The following is a 20333-nucleotide window of genomic DNA, read 5'->3' on the forward strand; positions in this document are numbered from 1 at the left end:
ATGAAAGGCTTAATTAAATTACTTTCTGGTAACCCTAAATCTCTATTTGGTTTAGGTATCCTATTCATGTTTATCTTTATTGCTGTGTTCGCACCATTTCTTAGTGATCACGCACCAGATAAACGTACAGGTAAACCACATGAATACCCAAGCTTTGTTGTAAACGCAGCTCAGAATAACCCTGATGGTTGGGTATCAGAAAATCTTGCGACAGATCGTCGTACATTACTAATGTCTAAGAAAGCAGATCACGTAATGGGAACAACCCGTATGGGTCGTGATGTTTGGTCTCAACTTGCTCATGGTGCTCGTGTATCACTAGCGGTAGGTTTTGGTGCTGGCTTAGTTGTGTGTTTCTTAGCAACGATTATCGGTATCTCTGCAGGTTACTTTGGTGGAAAAGTGGATGATGTACTAACAGCAGCAATGAATATCATGCTGGTTATACCTCAATATCCACTGCTATTCGTTCTTGCTGCCTTTATTGGTGAAGCTGGGCCTATGACTATCGCCCTCATCATAGGGTGTACCTCCTGGGCTTGGGGTGCTCGTGTTATCCGCTCCCAAACTTTAGCGTTACGTGAGAAAGAATTTGTAAGAGCTGCCGAAGTATTAGGTGAGTCATCATGGCGTATCATCTTTGTTGAGATTCTTCCAAACCTTATCTCAATTGTTGGTGCTAGTTTCATCGGTTCGGTTATGTACGCAATCATGATGGAAGCAACAATCTCGTTCTTAGGTCTTGGTGACCCAAGTACAATCAGTTGGGGCATCATGCTTTACAACGTACAAACATCATCATCAATTCTAATTGGCGCATGGTGGGAATTAATCGCTCCTTGTATGGCTCTGACTATTCTAGCTATCGGTCTTGCAATGCTGAACTTTGCGGTTGATGAGATTGCAAACCCACAACTACGTTCTCATAAAGGCATGAAACGCTGGAAAAAACTAGCGGCTCAAGACACTAACGAACGTAAACCAGATTTAGGTAAACCAGAATTAAATTGGAACAGGGAAGATTAATATGACTGACCCACAAATTTCTATCCGCAATCTATGTGTGGATTACATTACTGAATCAGGTGATGTACGAGCAGTAAACAATGTGAGTTTTGACATTGGTAAAGGTGAAGTCTTTGGTCTAGCAGGCGAATCTGGTTGTGGTAAATCAACCGTTGCATTCTCTCTAATGCGCCTGCATAAGCCACCAGCATTCATTACCGGTGGTGAAGTGTTCTTTGGTGGTAAAGACATCTTAAAGCACAGTGACGCTCAAATGCAGGCTTTCCGTTGGAGTGAAATGTCAATGGTATTCCAAAGTGCCATGAACGCATTAAACCCTGTACTTCCAATGGAAGAGCAGTTTTGTGATGTAATCATGCGCCATACCACAATGACTCGTGAGCAAGCGATTACTCGCGCTCAAGGTTTATTGGAGATTGTTGATATTCACCCAAGTCGTTTAAGTGATTATCCTCACCAGTTCTCTGGTGGTATGCGTCAACGTTTGGTTATTGCCATTGCATTAGCACTTAACCCTAAAATGATCATTATGGATGAACCAACAACGGCACTTGATGTTGTTGTTCAACGTGAAATTTTACAGAAAATTTATGCGCTTAAAGAAGAATTTGGTTTCTCAATTCTATTTATTACGCACGATTTATCGTTAATGGTTGAGTTCTCAGATCGCATTGGGATCATGTACTCAGGTGAGTTAATCGAGGTTGCCTCTTCAAAAGAGATCTTAACCTCTCCTTACCACCCATATACAAAAGGGCTGGGAAGTTCATTCCCGCCACTAACGGGACCAAAAAACAAATTAACGGGTATTCCTGGGAACCCTCTTAATTTATTAGAAATACCGCAAGGTTGTCGCTTTCAGTCTCGTTGTGATCGTGTACACGAAGCATGCCGTACGATTCCTACACAGCTTCGTCAGATTGAGCCTGGTCACTTGTCAAATTGCCACCTATACGGTGAGACAATTGCACAAGCAAAAGCATAAAACGGATTTTCTGGAGTAAATTATGAGCAAAGCATTTGGCGAATTACTGATTGAAGGTAAAAATCTAGTTAAAGATTTCCCTGTAAGCAGTAACGCACTAAAAAACCCAATGATGCGAGCAATCAACGACGTATCATTCAAAATGTACAAAAGCCGTGGTCTTTCTGTGGTTGGTGAATCAGGTTCTGGTAAATCCACCACAGCAAAAATGATCGCAAAAATGTACGCACCGACAGACGGTGTAATCGAGTATAAAGGCCGTGATATTCAAGATATCGTTAAGAAAAATGACTTAATGAGCTATCGCGAAGGCGTTCAAATGGTATGGCAAGACCCGTTTGGTTCTTTAAACCCTACCCATAACATTTTCCATCACATTGCTCGTCCTCTTCTTATTCATAAGAAAGTGGCTCCGGGTAATAAGAAAGAGTTAGAAGATCGTGTGTATGATCTTCTTGAACAAGTAGGTCTAATTCCACCAAAAGAGACTGCGGCTAAATTCCCGCATCAACTTTCAGGTGGTCAACGCCAGCGTGTAAACCTTGCTCGAAATATTGCAGTAGGTGCCGAAGTTGTACTTGCTGATGAACCGACATCCATGCTTGATGTATCTATCCGTGCAGGGGTTCTTAACCTGATGGAAGAGATGAAGTTTGAGAAAGAAATGTCTCTACTTTACATCACGCACGATATCGCAACCGCTCGTTACATCGCAGAAGATCTCGCGGTAATGTATGTTGGGCATATGGTTGAGTGGGGAGACACTGATGAGATCATCCATGATCCTCAGCACCCGTATACTCAATTATTAGTATCCGCAGTGCCAGATCCAAGCAAATCGATCCATACCAAGTTGAAAGGTAATAAAGGGGAAATTCCTCTTTGGACACCAGAATCAGCAGGTTGCCCATTTGCCGGCCGTTGTACTCACGTAACAGAAAAATGTAAAGAACGTATGCCTGGCGTAACAAAACTGTCAGACAACCATTTTGTTCGTTGTTACTTATACGAAAATTAATTTCATTAGTAATATCGAACAGCAGTAATTGGTATTTTGGAGAAATAGATGCAACTGTTAACTAACCATATTGGATATGAAACAAACGGACCGAAATCAGCGGTATTATTAACTACCACTGCCTTAGCACAGCCAATATCAGGTCAAATTGTTTGTACTCAAACACAAGAGGTAAAACACCGCTTTTCTATTTCTTCATCAAACCAAGTTGCTCATTGGCATCAAGGTTACTTTGCTGAGATCTCATTTAATGAATTCTCAGAACAGGGAGAATTCATTCTTGTTATCGAAGGAGCGATTTCTCACCCTTTTATTATCAAAACCAACCTATTAATGAGTCATACATTTTCTGATGTTATGCACTACTTTAAATCACAACGTTGTGGCGGCATTTTTGATAAGCAAGATAAGCAAGCCCCTTTATTAAACAGTAATGAAACCGTCGATGTTCATGGTGGTTGGTACGATGCGTCTGGTGACGTAAGTAAATACCTCAGTCATTTGTCTTATGCAAATTATCTTAACCCTCAGCAAATTCCGATGGTTGTTTGGAATATGCTAAAAGGATTAGAACTAACACAAAACCTATCGGATTTTGCCGCGTTCTCTCGCACCCGTCTTACGGAAGAGGCGTTATTTGGTGCTGACTTCCTAGTTAGAATGCAAAGTCCGGAAGGTTTCTTTTACATGACTGTATTTGACAAGTGGAGTAAGGATATCAATCAACGTGATATCTGTGCTTATGCTACCCAAGATGGTCTTAAATCTGATGACTATCAAGCAGGATTCCGCCAAGGTGGTGGCGTTTCTATCGCAGCATTGGCCGCAGCATCTCGCTTAACAATAGATGGTGAGTATACTCAAGAAGAATATCTCGCAGCAGCAGTAAAAGGTTACTGGCATTTAAAAGAAAACAACCTTAGTTATTTAAATAATGGCGAAGAGAATATTATTGATGAGTATTGTGCACTACTTGCCGTTATTGAGCTTTTCAAAACAACTCAAGACAACACTTTCTTAATTGAAGCACGAACTTGGGCAGATAAACTATCAGCTCGTCAACAAAGTGATGATAATTTCTCACACTTCTGGTCAGCGACAGATAATGGCGAACGTCCATATTTTCACGCAGCAGAAGCTGGCCTTCCTGTTATTGCGCTATCTCAATACTTAGAAGTAGAAACGGATAATAGCCGTAAAGCTCATACTCAACTAATTATCAACCAAGCGATTGAATTTGAATTAACTGTCTCTTCTGAAGTATTCAATCCATTTGGTTACCCAAGACAATATGTAAAACCCGTTAATGGTAAAAAACACAGTGCTTTCTTTGTTGCTCACGACAATGAGTCAGGTTATTGGTGGCAAGGAGAAAACGCACGACTCGGATCTCTTGCTAGCATGAGTTATCTTGTTCTACCGCACTTGGCATCAACGAATGTAAAACAAAAACTCACTGAATTTGCTCAGCATAATTTGAACTGGGTATTAGGCCTAAATCCTTATGACATGTGTATGTTAGACGGTCATGGACACAACAATCCTGACTATCTTCCCCAGCTTGGTTTCTTTAATGCTAAAGGTGGTGTTTGTAACGGTATTACAGGCGGGTTTGACGATGAAGAAGACATCGCATTTAACCCAGCACCACATGGCGATGATATGTTGCAAAACTGGCGTTGGGGTGAGCAATGGATCCCTCACGGAGCATGGTATTTATTAGCCATTATGTCTCAATCTGCTTATTACTCAGAGCAAGGAGCATAATCATGACGCATTTATACGTAGGTATTGATGGTGGTGGTACTTCTTGTCGCGCTCGTATTCGCGATGCACAAGGTGAATTACTTGGTGAAGCGAAAAGTGGCAGCGCCAATATATTGCTTGGTATTAATGTCGCTATGGATTCGATCATTACTGCTATCACTCAAGCCGCAGCGCAAAGTAAATTATCAGAAAGTGACTTTTCAGCAATGCATGTGGGCCTTGCCCTTGCTGGTGCAGAACAAAAATCAGCTTGGCATAACTTTATGCAATTACCACATCCTTTTGCCTCACTGACACTAAATACTGACGCATATGGCGCTTGTTTAGGTGCTCATAAAGGTGAAAATGGTGCGATCATGATTGCAGGTACTGGCTCTTGCGGTATTTATATTCAAGATGGGCAACAACATGTGGTTGGTGGTCGAGAGTTCCCTATATCAGATCAAGGCGGCGGCGCTATTATGGGGCTTCGTTTAATTCAATATACTCTATTGGCCTCCGATGAGATAAAACCAGCAACAGCACTTACCGAACATGTATTAGCACACTTTAATCATGACATCGACAGCATTGTAGATTGGTCAAAAACAGCTCGTCCATGTGATTATGGTCAATTTTCTCCTGCAATTTTCTCATTCGCATTACAAGGGGATGACCTTGCTATTGAAATGCTACAACAAACCGCAGCTGATATTGAAATGTTTTTAACTGCATTAAATAAGAGAGGCGCAACAAAGATTGCGCTTATGGGAAGTATTGGTGAGCGCATTGTTGAGTGGTTATCCCCTTCTATTCGCCAATATTTAGTTCAGCCACAATTTGATGCTATTGAAGGTGGCATCATGATGGCAGGAAAAACAGAACATAATTTGTTCTAGCATTCATAAGGATAAAAGATGATGGATTATCGTGTAGACCTCGTAGTCTTATCTGAAAAAGATAATTTAAGTCGCTTTGGCTTAACATTGCATAATTTAAGCGATGTGGATCTTCATCATTGGCAATTTCATTTTACGATTGATCGCTTTATTGCACCAAATAGCAATACTCAAGGCACTTTGGAACAAGTGGGTAGTTTCTGCAAACTCATTCCAAATGTTAACCAAGTACTAAAAGCAAACAACCATTACTACATTGAATTCAGTATTGGTACTGCCCCTTTTCGTTTTATTTCTGATGGTCTTGATGATGCAGCGATATTCATTGCCGATAGCGAAAAACCTCAATTTTTAGAGGTTTCAATCTCTCCAATAGTATTAGCATCACCACATACTAAACGAACTCAAATACCAAGAGTGGCTCCCGCTGAATTATCATTAATTCCAAAACCAGAATCAGTGCAGCGTCTTGATGGATTATTTAATTTAAATGACGTTTCGCTAGAAATTCAAACTCACTTAGCAGAAGGGCCTGCAACATGGTTAAGTGAAGAGCTAGAGATAATTACATCAAAAAGTCATCCTATTAGTGATAGTGGAAAGATCCAATTTATTGCGAACCCAACTCTTGATAGAGGAGCTTACCAAGTCTTAGTGACAGAAGATAAAGTCACTCTTCATGCAGGTTCAACTGAAGGCTTTGCTCATGCTTGTGCTACGTTATTACAATTAATTAATGAAGAAACACAGTTAGTAGCATGTGTAACAATTAAAGATCAGCCACGCTTTCACTACCGTGGCATGATGCTAGATTGCGCAAGACACTTCCATCCACTTGAACGAGTAAAGCGTTTAATCAATCAATTAGCTCAATACAAATTCAATGTTTTCCATTGGCACCTCACTGATGACGAAGGATGGCGCGTTGAGATCAAAGCATTTCCAGAATTAACTCAAGTTGGTGCTTGGCGTGGTTCTAACCATCTTTTAGAGCCTCAATATACGCATGTTGCTAGCTCTCATGGTGGCTTTTACTCACAAGAAGAAATTAAAGAGGTGATCGCTTACGCTGAAGTTCGTGGTATTACCGTGATCCCTGAAATTGATATCCCAGGGCATTGTCGCGCTGCTATTAAAGCACTACCTCATTTATTAGTTGATACCGACGATCACTCAAATTATCGCAGTATCCAACATTACACAGACAATGTACTTTCTCCTGCATTAGAAGGAACTTACACCTTTATTGATACGGTACTTGAAGAAGTTGCTGCACTTTTCCCTGCTCCATATATTCATATCGGTGCTGATGAAGTTCCAAAAGGCGTTTGGACAGACAGTTCAAAATGCCAAGAACTAATGGAACAACAAGGCTATAGCGATCCAGTAGAGCTTCAAGGCCACTTACTTCGTCACGCTGAAACAAAATTGAAACAGCTTGGTAAAAGAATGCTTGGATGGGAAGAGGCTCAACATGGTAATAAAGTCAGTAAAGACACAGTGATTTACTCTTGGTTAAGCGAAGAAGCGGCACTTAATTGCGCTAAACAAGGCTTTGATGTGGTACTTCAACCAGGACAAACGACTTATCTAGATATGGCTCAAGATTATGCTCCTGAAGAACCGGGGGTTGATTGGGCTAATGTACTTCCTCTTGAAGATGCATATAACTATGAACCATTAGCAGAACTTGCTGATAACGACCCTATTCGTAAACGAATTCTTGGTATTCAATGCGCGCTTTGGTGTGAAATCATCAATAACCAAGAGCGTATGGACTACATGATTTTCCCACGCCTTTTAGCAATGTCTGAAGGTATGTGGACACAAAAACAACACAGAAACTGGACAGACTTTTTATCAAGGTTAAATGGACGATTACCAACCCTAACACGTCAGGGTATTAATTTCCGTCAACCATAAGTCACCCAATTATTAGTATTTTAGTTAAGGATAAAACAATGAAATACGGCTTTTTTGATAACGATAACCGTGAATATGTAATCACTCGCCCTGACGTACCAGCACCATGGACTAACTATTTAGGTACAGAGAAATTCTGTACGGTTATTTCTCACAATGCTGGCGGTTACTCTTTCTATAACTCTCCAGAGTACAACCGTGTTACTAAATTCCGTCCAAACGGCACATTTGATCGCCCTGGACACTATGTTTACTTACGTGATGATGAAACAGGCGATTACTGGTCAATCTCATGGCAACCTGTAGCAAAAAGCTTAGATGAAGCAAGCTACGAAGTTCGTCACGGCCTGTCTTACTCTAAATTCAAATGTGATTACAACGGCATTGAAGCGACTAAAACCTTATTTGTTCCAAAAGGTGAAGACGCTGAAGTGTGGGATGTGGTTATTAAGAATACTAGCGATAAGCCTCGTGTTATCTCTGCATTCTCTTTTGTTGAATTCTCATTCAGCCATATCCAATCAGATAACCAAAACCACCAAATGTCATTGTACTCTGCAGGTACTTCTTACAATGAAGGTGTGATCGAATACGATCTTTACTACAACACCAATGATTTTGAAGGTTTCTACTACTTAGCATCTACGTTTGATCCTGACTCATACGACGGTCAACGTGACAGCTTCTTAGGCGCATACCGTGACGAAGCAAACCCAATTGCGGTTGAAAAAGGTCAATGCTCTAACTCAGCACAAACCTGTTACAACCACTGTGGTTCGCTTCATAAGCAATTTACTATTCAACCTGGTGAAGAAGTTCGTTTTGCTTACGTACTTGGTCTAGGCAAAGGCAACGGTGAGCGCCTACGTCAAAAATACCAAGACGTTGCTAATGTTGATGCCGCTTTCCAAGAGATTAAAGATCACTGGAGCGAGCGTTGCGATAAGTTCCAAGTTAAATCACCAAACGAAGGTTTGGATACAATGATCAACACTTGGACACTGTATCAAGCTGAAACCTGTGTGGTTTGGTCTCGTTTTGCTTCATTCATCGAAGTAGGCGGACGTACGGGTCTTGGTTACCGTGATACAGCTCAAGATGCGATCTCTGTACCTCATGCAAACCCTGAAATGACTCGCAAACGTATCGTAGACTTATTACGTGGCCAAGTTAAAGCGGGTTACGGTCTACACCTATTTGATCCTGACTGGTTCGATCCTGCAAAAGCAGACGTGAAACCATCAAAATCACCAACCGTTGTTCCTACTCCATCGGATGACGATAAGATCCACGGTATTGAAGATACGTGCTCTGATGACCATTTATGGATCGTTCCGACGATCATCAAATATGTAATGGAAACTGGCGAACACTCTTTCTTCGACGAAGTGATCCCATACGCTGATGGCGGTAACGCTACTGTTTATGAGCACATGAAAGCGGCGTTAGATTTCTCTGCAGAATACGTTGGCCGTACTGGTATTTGTAAAGGTTTACGTGCTGACTGGAATGACTGCTTGAACTTGGGTGGTGGTGAATCATCAATGGTTTCATTCTTACATTTCTGGGCATTAGAAGAATTCCTAGATTTAGCAAAATTCCGTAATAATGACGCTGATGTAACTAAATACTCGGAAATGGCAGCTAATGTACGCGAAGCGTGTGAAACTCATCTTTGGGATGAAGAAGGCGGTTGGTACATTCGTGGTCTAACCAAAGATGGCGACAAAATTGGTACAGCACAGCAAACTGAAGGCCGTGTTCACCTTGAATCAAACACCTTAGCGGTTTTATCTGGTGCTGTATCTCAAGAGCGCGGTGAGAAAGCGATGGATGCGGTTGATGAGAACTTATTCTCTGAATACGGTTTACACCTAAATTCACCTTCATTCGCAACACCAAACGATGATATCGGTTTTGTTACTCGTGTTTACCAAGGCGTAAAAGAAAATGGTGCAATCTTCTCCCATCCAAATCCATGGGCTTGGGTAGCAGAAGCGAAACTGGGTCGTGGTGACCGTGCAATGAAATTCTACGACGCACTAAACCCATACAACCAAAATGACATGATTGAAAAGCGTGTTGCAGAACCATACTCATACGTACAATTTATTATGGGTAAAGATCATCAAGATCATGGCCGAGCTAACCACCCTTGGTTAACAGGTACTTCTGGTTGGGCTTACTTCGCAGTAACTAACTTTATTCTTGGTGTACGTGCTGGATTTGAAGGGTTAACTATTGATCCTTGTATTCCAACTGATTGGCCTGAGTTCTCGGTGACTCGTCAATGGCGTGGTGCGACATACAACATTCAAGTTAAGAACCCTAACTCAGTAAGTAAAGGCGTTCAATCTATCACGATTAATGGCGAAGAAGTTAATGGCGCTGTCCCTGTTCAAGCAGAAGGCAGTGTGAACGACGTTATCGTAATCATGGGTTAAGTACGTTTAATTAACGCTTAATTTAAATGATAAAAGTAAGGAGCTTATTGCAAGCTCCTTACTCTAAAAGGAATTTACAATGATTCAATTTGGTACTGGCGGATGGCGTGCTTTCATTGGTGAAGAATTCACTAAAGACAATGTACGCCTTGTTGCTCAAGCCCTATCTAATATTATGATCAATGAACAAGCGCAAGAAAAAGGCTTTGTTATCGGTTATGACCGTCGCTTTCTTTCAGATAAAGCAGGTAAATGGTTTGCTGAAGTTGTCGCAGCAAATGGCATTAAAGTCAGTTTTATTGACCGATTTGTCCCAACGCCAATTGTTATGTTTCAAGCAAAAGAGATGGGATGTATTTACTCGGCTTGTATTACAGCCTCTCACAACCCTGCTGATTACAACGGCGTTAAAGTCTTCATTGAAGGCGGCCGCGATGCTGATGAAATAATCACTCAAAAAATTGAGCAACAAATTGCTCATTTGACGCAGCAAGATGTCAGCAGTGTCGATTTTGAAGATGCATTAAATGATGGTTGCATTGAAATCATCAATCCAATGAACGCATTCGTTGATTCCATCGTTAACTTTATCGATATGGAAGCCATTAAAAAAGCGAATTTACGTGTACTGATCGATCCTATGTTTGGTGTAGCAAAAAATGCCCTACAGACCGTATTAATTAGTGCTCGTTGTGATGTTGACGTTATCAATGATGGCGAAAACCCTTCTTTTGGTGGTCTTATGCCATCCCCAAATGCAGCTACGCTATATCGCTTAAAGCACTTAGTTGCTCATGATGGCTATGACATTGGTATTGGCACCGATGGTGATGCTGACCGTCTAGGGATCATTGATGAGAAAGGTAATTTTATTCATCCAAATGAAGTGCTATTGCTACTTTATTATTACCTACTTGAGTACAAAGGCTGGAAAGGCTCTGTTGTGCGTAATATCGCGACCACTCACTTATTAGATAAAGTTGCCGCGGATCACGGTGAAAAGAGCTTTGAGGTTCCGGTAGGCTTTAAGCATATTAGTTCACAAATGGAAGCAGATGACTCTTTACTTGGTGGTGAAAGCTCGGGTGGCTTAACTATTCGTGGTCATATTAAAGGTAAAGATGGCGTATTCGCTTCAAGTTTATTAGTTGAAATGATCAGTGTAACAGGAAAGAAACTATCTGAAATGCTTGATGAAATTTATGCTAAATATGGTTATGCCTACACAGCCGAAGGCGACTGTACTTTTAAATCAAGTGAAAAAGAAGCACTGTACAATAAAATTTATATTGAAAAACAACTGCCTGAATTTGAATACGAAATAGAAAAAGTAAGCTATGAAGATGGTGCGAAAGTCTATTTCAAAAATGGTGGTTGGGTGATTGCTCGCTTCTCAGGAACAGAGCCATTGCTAAGAATTTTTGCTGAAATGGAAGACCAACTAACAGCAGAAAAAGTACTGAATCAAATGAAAGCTTTCCTTTCTCTTTAGTTTCTACGTTTTAACTAAAACCAAAATTCTAAAGAATTAACCCAGCTAATACTTGAGTCGATTAGCTGGGTTCTTTTTATTTATTTTCTTGAACAAAAACAATTGGGCAATGAGGTTTAATATCCACTTTCACTTTCTCCCCATTTGATAATGCGTCATTAGAAACACCAATCAGTTGAGTGCCATTAAGCTCAACAATATAACGACAAGTATCTCCCATGAATTGCAGCTCTTGCACTACCGCCTCTCCCGCATTATCTCGATACAAGGTTATATTCTGTGGACGAAGCAACACGTCTGCTTTTTTATTAAGATCATCAGAACTGCGACCACAAGAAATGAAGCCAACGGCAGTTTCAATATTGCCATTTTGATCAATCATGCCTGATACGTACGAGCCACCACCTAAGAAATCAGCAACAAAGCGACTGTTTGGTGAATAGTATAAATCATTCGCACTGCCAAACTGCTCTATCACACCATGATTCATTACCGCTAATTTATCAGAGAAAGCAAAGGCCTCTTCACGGCTGTGGGTCACGAAAATTGCAGTTACACCTTGAGCTTTAAAAATACGGCGGATTTCTTTAATTAAATCATGACGTACTTGAGTATCAATATTAGAGAATGGTTCATCCAATAGCAGAAGATCTGGCTCACTGGCTAGTGCTCTTGCAATAGCAACACGCTGCTGTTGACCACCTGATAATTGATGAGGATAACGATCTCCAAAGCCACTTAAATGCACAAGATGAAGCATAGATTCAACTTTTTCTGTTGCTCGCTGCTTTTCCCAACTCTTTAAGCCAAAACCGATATTTTCATTTACCGTAAGATGGGGAAACAATGCATAATCTTGAAAGATCATACCTATATTTCGCTGCTCTGGTGGTAACCAGGTATCACTGTCAGTAATCACCTTCCCATTAAGATTCATTTCACCTTCAGATAAAGGCAAAAGACCAGCAATCGCTTTTAATAATGTTGTTTTACCGCAACCACTCGCCCCAAGTAGACAGACTATTTCACCAGACTCAACATTTAGTGATAGCTGAGTCAGGATATCTTGATCATGATAACGACAAGTCAAATTAGAGATAGATAATGCAGAATTCATTAATGATGTTGCTCCAGAGAACGGTTAACTATAATCAATGGGATCAAGCCAACTAAAACCAATAATACTGCAGGCATTGCTGCAATTTCTAATTGCTCGTCAGAAGCAAAGTTAAATACATACGTTGCAAGCGTTTCAAAATTAAATGGACGCAATAGCAATGCCGCATTTAACTCCTTCATGGTTTCAATAAAGACTAATAACCCAGCAATCAAGCAACCACGACGAATTAATGGAAAATGCACTCGACGTAACATCGACCATGTTCCACAACCTAAAGTGCGTGATGCCATGTCTAATGAAGGGGGAATTTTATTTAAATTACTTTCAATCGACCCAATAGCGACGGCAGAGAAACGCGTCACTGAAGCAAAGATTAACGCGAAGATTGAACCCGAGAAAATTAAGCCAACCATTCCAAAGCCTAATTGTTTTGAAATATCATTCACAAGATGATCCAACCCAATCATTGGTAGCATGACCCCAATGGCAAGTACGGTTCCTGGAACTGCATAGCCAAGAGATGCCAAACGCATTGGCATTACACTCCATTTATTATTTGGTTGTAAACGGTGTAGAAAATTCACCACCAAAGCAATAATGACAGCGATAACGGCAGCAATAGAAGATACGTATAAGCTGTTTATTGCGTACTCTTGAAACTCTGCCGTCCAACTCTCTTCAAAGTAATGAAAAGAATAACTAATCAATTGTAACAACGGAAAAATAAATGCGATGGAAACCAATCCCCAACACCAAGTAAATGCGCCCCATTTTTTCCAACCATGAAGTTCATATTGAAATTCTTCATTAGTATTAAACTTCTCTTGGAACATTTTTTGTTTACGACGGCTATAACGTTCACCACTGATGAGCAATAGGATCCCCATCAACATAAATGCGGACACTTTCGCTGCCGCATTCAAATTCGAGTAGCCTAACCACGTATCATAAACCGCTGTCGTTAACGTATTAACCGCAAAATAGCTAACCGTACCAAAATCTCCTAACGCTTCCATCGCTACAAGAGATAAAGCCACCGCAATAGAAGGTCTTGCAAGAGGCAAAGATATACGTTTAAAACTTTCCCAAGGTGTACATTTCAGTAGACGAGCTGATTGCAACAAACTGATGTTTTGTTCCATAAATGCAGCACGAGCAAGTAAATATACGTAGGGATAAAGAACCAAAGACATCACAAGAATAGCACCGGTTAAGGTACGAATATCAGGGAACCAATAATCCCCGTAGGATTGCCACCCGGTAATATCTCGAAGTAATACTTGGATAGGTCCAGCAAAATCTAACCAATCGGTGTAGATATAGCCAACAATATAAGCAGGCATTGCTAAAGGAAGCACCAACGCCCACTGCAAAATAGAAGAGGAAGGTACGCGACACATGGCCATGAACCATGCAGAAGGAACCCCTAAAATTAAGGAAAAGAACATCGCACCAAATACTAATAACACCGTATTTAACGTATAGGTAGGTAACACTGTATTAAACAGATGAGTAAAAATATCATCGGTATTACCTAGTGCGGTATATAGGATCGCTAAGATCGGCAAAACCAGTAGTAGAGATAAACTCCAACTACTGGTTTTCCAGAATAATAATTTTTCTTTCATTGCCTAAACTGCAAGGCTCTTTTTTAAATGGTGAGGTATTGTTACCTCACCAATAGTAAATATCAAATTAAAGATCAAACTTCACTTCATCTAAAAGTTTAATTGCTTTAGTGTGGTTATCTGCAATCGCATCTAGAGATAGTGTATCGGCTTTGAAATCCCCCCAAGATGCAACTAACTCAGAACGTTTAACACCAGGTTTTACTGGGTATTCATAGTTCACTTCAGCGTACATACCTTGAGCAACATCACCTGTTAAGAATTCCATTAGTTTTAATGCATTGTCTTTATTTGGTGCGTATTTAGCCATCGCCATACCACTCACATTAACATGAGTACCATCAGTATTTTGATTTGGGAAATTAATGTATACCGATTCTGCCCATGGCACTTGTTTAGGATCGTTAACCATTTTACCTAGGTAGTAACTATTACCTAAAGCAAGATCACAAAGACCTTCTTTAATCGCTTTAACTTGAGCACGATCATTACCTTGTGGTTTACGAGCTAAGTTGTCTTTTACACCTTCTAACCATGTTTTTGCTTCTGCTTCACCATGATGAGCAATCATAGAAGAAACAAGAGAAACATTGTAAGGATGCTTACCACTACGAGTACAGATTTTACCTTTCCACTCAGGATTTGCTAAATCAGCATAATCAAAATCAGCACCTAACTTACCAACACGGTCACGAGATGAATATACGTTACGAGCACGTAGCGTTAATGCGAACCACTCATCATCTGAATCACGGTATTGAGCAGGAACGTTAGCATCAATCGTTTTGCTGTCTACTGGTTGAACTAGATTTTTATTTGTTAACTCAGCAAGACGGCTAATATCTGTTGTTAATATAACATCAGCAGGGCTTAATTCACCTTCTTGAGCTAGCTTTTCAGCCAAGCCTTTTTTAGCAAATTTCACGTTAACTTTAATACCAGTCTCTTTGGTAAACTCTTTAAACATTGGCTCAACCAAGAAAGGCTGACGGTAAGAGTAAACATTAACTTCTTCAGCAGCCATAACACTTGGTGCAAACATACCTGCGATTAGTGCAGAAACTGATAATAACTTTTTCATGATATTCCTTTAATATTTCTCTAGTTACAAATGGTAATAAGAATACTTATCAATATCGCTATTATACAAATCAATTCTTAAATGGCAATGATCTCACGCATTATTTACTAAAAAAGCCCCAACATTGTTTATGTTGAGGCTTCATAATTTGTAAATAAATATTAACTACGCTTTATTTCACACTAACAAATTCTGGATAAGCATCGATACCACAGTCATGTACATCCATCCCTTCAAGCTCTTCATCCTCTGATACGCGAATGCCCATGGTTGCTTTTAATATAGCCCAAACAACTAAACTAGCACCAAATACCCAAGCAAAAATAACCACAGCTCCAAATAGTTGAGCACCAAAGGTTGCATCTGCATTGTTAAGTGGAACAACCATCAAACCAAATAAGCCACATACGCCATGGACAGAAATCGCGCCCACTGGATCATCAATCTTAATTTTATCAAAACCAACAATACTAAAGACAACCAATGCACCAGCAACAGCACCGATACTCACAGCCGCTAATGGAGACGGGGATAAAGGATCCGCGGTAATCGCTACAAGCCCAGCTAATGCACCATTTAATACCATGGTTAAATCCGCTTTGCCCCACGTAGTTTTACATACGAATAACGCTGTGATTGCACCAGCTGCAGCTGCAGCATTAGTATTCAAAAAGATTTGACCTACTGCAGTTGCATTCTCAAAATCTGAAATCATTAATTGAGAACCTCCGTTAAATCCGAACCAACCAAACCATAAGATAAAGGTACCTAATGTTGCCAGTGGCATGTTAGAACCAGGAATTGGGTAAATTTGGCCTTTCTTACCGTACTTACCTTTACGTGCACCAAGTAATAGCACACCAGCTAATGCGGCTGAAGCACCAGCCATATGTACAATACCAGAACCGGCAAAGTCACTAAATCCTGCTTCAGATAAGAAGCCACCACCCCATGTCCAATACCCTTCCATTGGGTAAATAAAGGCCGTTAAGATGACAGAGAACACAAGGAAAGACCAAAGTTTCATACGTTCAGCCACTGCACCAGATACTACTGACATTGCTGTTGCAACGAAAACCACTTGGAAAAAGAAATCAGACTCAAGTGAATGATCAGCCCCTTCTGATTGAGTACCAATTAAAGCCCCAATGGAAGGCATGATCCCACCCGCTGCATTATCTACATACATGATGTTATAACCGACAATTAAATACGTAGTACAAGCAATCGCATACAAACATAAGTTCTTAGTTAAAATTTCTGTGGTATTTTTTGAGCGAACTAAACCGGCCTCTAACATGGCAAAACCTGCTGCCATCCACATAACCAAAGCACCTGACATTAGGAAGAAAAAGGTATCTAGGGCATAACGTAGTTCTGATACTGTTGTTGAAAGTTCCATAATATTGTCCTCTATCCTTAAAGTGCTTCAGTGTCAGTTTCACCAGTACGAATACGCACAGCTTGCTGAAGATCATAAACAAAAATCTTACCATCACCTATTTTTCCGGTATGCGCAGCTTTTGTAATAGCCTCTATAATGTTGTCTACATGCTCTGCTTGAACTGCAATTTCAAGTTTTACCTTTGGCAAAAAATCGACTTGATATTCAGCTCCACGATACAATTCTGTATGACCCTTTTGACGACCAAATCCTTTTACTTCTGATACCGTCATTCCATCGACGCCAGCATCAGCAAGCGCTTCACGTACATCATCTAATTTAAATGGCTTTATAATGGCATTGATTATTTTCATGCTTCAGTCCTTGAATTATTTGTAACTTATAATTAACAATCCAATTCGTGTGCCAACTTTAAAAACATAAAAAATTCAATGCGTTAATTATTCTCCATCCAAAAGACGAAAAAAGGCTGCACTAAATAAGTGCAGCCTTTCCCTAGTATTGAGCAATAATAACTCAAATTAGAAACGTCGAATAAACGCCTCCCAACTTTGAAGCATGGTTTCAAAATCTTCTAAGCCGCATACTGAAATACATTCATCGTCATACATATGAATATCTTCTTCAAATTCTTCTTCTGAATTTTCAAATAACGCGTTTTCTTGGACGATAACTTCTTGATCGCTCAGAATTAGAGTCATTACCTGACCTGAGCGTTTCCATTCATCTTGAGTATTCTTCACTGCTGCTATTTGTTGATACAGTTCCGCCAATAGTTCGGTATCTTTTGCGACATCTTCCACCAACCAACGTCCCATGGCTTCATGCCCCATAGAAAAGTTTGCATGATAAGTGCCATCGAGTGTATTTTTCTTAAATTCGTAATCCATCGGAAACCCTTACGATAATTGACGTTAGCTCACACGTTTTTAACCAAAGACAATGCTGAGCTATTTTCCTCCAGTATAATCCTATCCCTAGTATTTTTATAGTTAAGCCCTTATTCCATGATGAAAGAGATCCAACCATGCAACTAACCACCGTGATCGCAAAACAAATCGTTGAACGCTCTATGAAAATCATCAAGCATTCTGTCAATGTGATGGATGAATATGGCGTCATTATTGGATCTGGCGATCCATCTCGACTCAATTGCCGCCATGAGGGTGCTATTTTAGCCATTAATGAAAACCGTATTGTCGAAATAGATCACTCTACAGCTCAGCAATTACGTGGAGTAAAAGCGGGAATCAACCTACCTATTATTTTCCAAAATCACATCATTGGTGTGGTTGGTATTTCTGGCCATCCAACAGATATTCAACAATACGGTGAATTAGTAAAAATGACCGCTGAGCTAATCATAGAGCAAGCGGCATTAATGACAGAGATACAGTGGTCGAAACGACATAAGGAAGAGTTGGTTTTACAGCTTATTCAACCTTCAGAACTCAATGCTCAACAGCTGTACTCAATTGCTGAACGCTTAGAGCTCGATCTTCATCAACCTCGAATCGCTACCATTATTAAGGTTGACTCATTTAAAGGGGAAAACCTTTCTCTTACTCACTTACAAAAGTTAGTTCATTTGCTTGAATACCCTGAGCGCGATAATTTGGTCGCGATCAGTTCAGTGACATTAAATGAAGTTGTGGTATTGAAACCAATTACATTGACGAATACTGGCTGGAATAGATCGCACGAAGAGAAACGTATTCGCCAACTTTTCCAAAGGATCTCTCATGATGAAAAGTTCACGATAAAAATAGCGCTTGGTGATTACTTTCCAAATCTAGAAGGGTTGGCGCAATCTTATATGACAGCCAAAGCCACCATGAATACTGCTAATTCAAAAAGTCGTATTCTTTTTTACCAAGATAATGTCTTGCCTGTTTTAATTGATGGCTTACGAACCGATGCATGGCGTTCAGAACAACTCGCTCTTCCAATCCAAAAATTAATGGCCAGCGATACAAAAGGTATTTTAATTAAAACGCTTCGAGCTTTTTTTAGTCATAATTGTGATTCAGCTCAAACCTGCAATACGCTTCATATTCATCGAAATACTCTTCGCTATCGAATAGACAAAATACAACAAGAAACATCATTAGATATCAATAAGATAAATGATCGCACTTATTTATATTTATCAACACTATCAAGTTATACATAATACACATTTGTGCAACTGCACAATCAAAGGTCTACCCAGACAATAAAATTTGTTCATTCGTCTAAAGCTTATTTCGACACTTAAAGATAGATTACTGGCATCTTAATTATTAAATGGAACGTTAATATGATCGAAGTATCGACTTTAGGTGCACTCGCCGCCTTAACCGTTGCAATAACACTCATTTTGAAAAAAGTACCTCCGGCTTATGGCATGATCATTGGTGCTTTAATCGGTGGTGTTATTGGTGGCGTATCACTTACAGATACCGTTAACTTAATGATAGGTGGTGCTCAGGGCATTGTTACCGCTGTGCTTCGTATTCTAGCCGCAGGTGTTCTTGCTGGTGTTTTAATCGAATCTGGTGCCGCAACCTCTATTGCTGAAACCATTGTAAAGAAAGTCGGGGAAACTCGAGCTTTACTGGCTTTAGCGGTAGCTACAATGATCTTAACCGCCGTTGGGGTTTTTGTTGATGTTGCTGTTATCACTGTGGCTCCTATTGCACTGGCTATTGCTCGTCGTGCTGATCTTTCCAAAATGGCGATTCTATTAGCTATGGTTGGTGGTGGTAAAGCAGGTAACGTTATGTCACCGAATCCAAACGCCATTGCAGCTGCTGATGCCTTTAATGTTCCTTTAACGTCAGTAATGGCGGCAGGTGTGATCCCTGGTTTATTCGGTCTAGTCTTTGCTTACTTCATCGCTAAGAAATTAGTTAATAAAGGCAGCAAAGTTCAAGAGCACGAAGTCGTAGCAGTTGATCACTCTCGTTTACCAAGTTTCGTTACTTCCATCGTCGCTCCTCTTGTTGCTATTAGCCTTCTTGCTTTACGTCCTATAGCGGGAATTAACGTTGACCCACTCATTGCACTTCCACTTGGCGGCTTGTTAGGTGCCGTTGCTATGGGACGCTTTAGAGACACCAATCACTTTGCTGTATCAGGCCTTTCTCGTATGGCTCCAGTTGCGGTAATGCTACTTGGTACAGGTACTCTTGCAGGAATTATTGCGAACTCTGGACTTAAATCAGGGCTGATTGATGTATTAACCGCCTCGGGTCTTCCTTCTTATTTATTAGCGCCTATTTCAGGTGCAATGATGTCACTCGCGACAGCATCAACGACCGCGGGTACAGCAGTTGCAGCCAGTGTCTTTAGTCATACTATTTTAGAGCTTGGTGTTCCCGCTCTTGCAGGTGCTGCAATGATCCATGCAGGTGCGACAGTATTAGATCACATGCCACACGGCAGCTTCTTTCATGCAACTGGTGGCGCAGTTCACATGGACATGAAAGAGCGTTTAAAACTTATCCCATATGAATCAGCGGTTGGTCTTATGATCGCAACTGTTTCAACTCTTATCTTTGGTGTCTTCGGTTTATTTGTTTAAT

At 40.4% G+C, this 20333-nt stretch carries 16 protein-coding genes; 10 read left to right on the top strand and 6 right to left on the bottom strand.

What is annotated here, in order from left to right; all coding sequences use genetic code 11:
* The 8 genes from PVK63_RS19070 (at position 1) to PVK63_RS19105 (ending at position 11533) form a co-directional block, all read left to right on the top strand.
* Positions 1 to 1026, top strand: a complete 1026-nt coding sequence (locus PVK63_RS19070) for an ABC transporter permease (protein ID WP_130046210.1) — start codon at positions 1 to 3, stop codon at positions 1024 to 1026.
* Position 1027: 1 nt separating this feature from the next.
* Complete coding sequence (locus tag PVK63_RS19075) at positions 1028 to 2011, top strand: ABC transporter ATP-binding protein (RefSeq protein WP_130088231.1); 984 nt, start codon at positions 1028 to 1030, stop codon at positions 2009 to 2011.
* Between the two features lie 22 nt (positions 2012 to 2033).
* Positions 2034 to 3029, top strand: coding sequence for an ABC transporter ATP-binding protein (locus PVK63_RS19080; protein ID WP_130088230.1), 996 nt, complete (start codon positions 2034 to 2036; stop codon positions 3027 to 3029).
* 48 nt (positions 3030 to 3077) lie between these two features.
* Positions 3078 to 4796, top strand: coding sequence for a glycoside hydrolase family 9 protein (locus PVK63_RS19085; RefSeq protein ID WP_130088229.1), 1719 nt, complete (start codon positions 3078 to 3080; stop codon positions 4794 to 4796).
* 2 nt (positions 4797 to 4798) lie between these two features.
* A complete protein-coding gene (locus PVK63_RS19090) occupies positions 4799 to 5674 on the top strand; it encodes an N-acetylglucosamine kinase (protein WP_130048897.1) in 876 nt (291 codons plus the stop codon).
* A 21-nt stretch (positions 5675 to 5695) separates the two neighbouring features.
* A complete protein-coding gene (locus PVK63_RS19095; protein WP_165371245.1) occupies positions 5696 to 7597 on the top strand; it encodes a beta-N-acetylhexosaminidase in 1902 nt (633 codons plus the stop codon).
* A gap of 38 nt (positions 7598 to 7635) precedes the next feature.
* Positions 7636 to 10041 (top strand): GH36-type glycosyl hydrolase domain-containing protein, encoded by a 2406-nt coding sequence (locus PVK63_RS19100; RefSeq protein WP_130088227.1) that lies wholly within the window; start codon positions 7636 to 7638, stop codon positions 10039 to 10041.
* 79 nt (positions 10042 to 10120) lie between these two features.
* Positions 10121 to 11533 (top strand): phosphoglucomutase/phosphomannomutase family protein, encoded by a 1413-nt coding sequence (locus PVK63_RS19105; RefSeq protein ID WP_130046217.1) that lies wholly within the window; start codon positions 10121 to 10123, stop codon positions 11531 to 11533.
* Between the two features lie 76 nt (positions 11534 to 11609).
* Here the strand turns inward: PVK63_RS19105 and PVK63_RS19110 are convergent, their stop codons facing one another.
* The 6 genes from PVK63_RS19110 to PVK63_RS19135 form a co-directional block, all read right to left on the bottom strand.
* A complete protein-coding gene (locus PVK63_RS19110) occupies positions 11610 to 12650 on the bottom strand; it encodes an ABC transporter ATP-binding protein (RefSeq protein WP_274440879.1) in 1041 nt (346 codons plus the stop codon).
* Positions 12650 to 14281: an ABC transporter permease gene (locus PVK63_RS19115; protein WP_130048901.1), complete on the bottom strand. Its 1632-nt coding sequence runs from the start codon at positions 14279 to 14281 to the stop codon at positions 12650 to 12652. Before PVK63_RS19115 ends, PVK63_RS19110 begins: the two co-directional genes overlap by 1 nt.
* Before the next feature lie 67 nt (positions 14282 to 14348).
* Complete coding sequence (locus tag PVK63_RS19120; RefSeq protein WP_130046220.1) at positions 14349 to 15362, bottom strand: Fe(3+) ABC transporter substrate-binding protein; 1014 nt, start codon at positions 15360 to 15362, stop codon at positions 14349 to 14351.
* A 172-nt stretch (positions 15363 to 15534) separates the two neighbouring features.
* A complete protein-coding gene (locus tag PVK63_RS19125; RefSeq protein ID WP_274440880.1) occupies positions 15535 to 16764 on the bottom strand; it encodes an ammonium transporter in 1230 nt (409 codons plus the stop codon).
* Between the two features lie 17 nt (positions 16765 to 16781).
* Entirely contained in the window at positions 16782 to 17120 is a 339-nt protein-coding gene (glnK, locus tag PVK63_RS19130; RefSeq protein ID WP_060994159.1) for a P-II family nitrogen regulator, read from the bottom strand.
* A 168-nt stretch (positions 17121 to 17288) separates the two neighbouring features.
* Positions 17289 to 17657: a YacL family protein gene (locus PVK63_RS19135; protein WP_130088223.1), complete on the bottom strand. Its 369-nt coding sequence runs from the start codon at positions 17655 to 17657 to the stop codon at positions 17289 to 17291.
* 137 nt (positions 17658 to 17794) lie between these two features.
* Here PVK63_RS19135 and PVK63_RS19140 point away from each other — a divergent pair, with 137 nt between their 5' ends.
* A complete protein-coding gene (locus PVK63_RS19140) occupies positions 17795 to 18940 on the top strand; it encodes a sugar diacid recognition domain-containing protein (protein WP_274440883.1) in 1146 nt (381 codons plus the stop codon).
* A gap of 126 nt (positions 18941 to 19066) precedes the next feature.
* On the top strand, positions 19067 to 20332 hold the full coding sequence (locus PVK63_RS19145) for a GntP family permease (RefSeq protein ID WP_130046224.1): 1266 nt from the start codon (positions 19067 to 19069) through the stop codon (positions 20330 to 20332).
* The last annotated feature ends 1 nt before the right edge of the window (position 20333 follow it).

This window comes from Aliivibrio sp. S2TY2 (assembly GCF_028765525.1).
Classification (GTDB): domain Bacteria; phylum Pseudomonadota; class Gammaproteobacteria; order Enterobacterales; family Vibrionaceae; genus Aliivibrio; species Aliivibrio finisterrensis_A.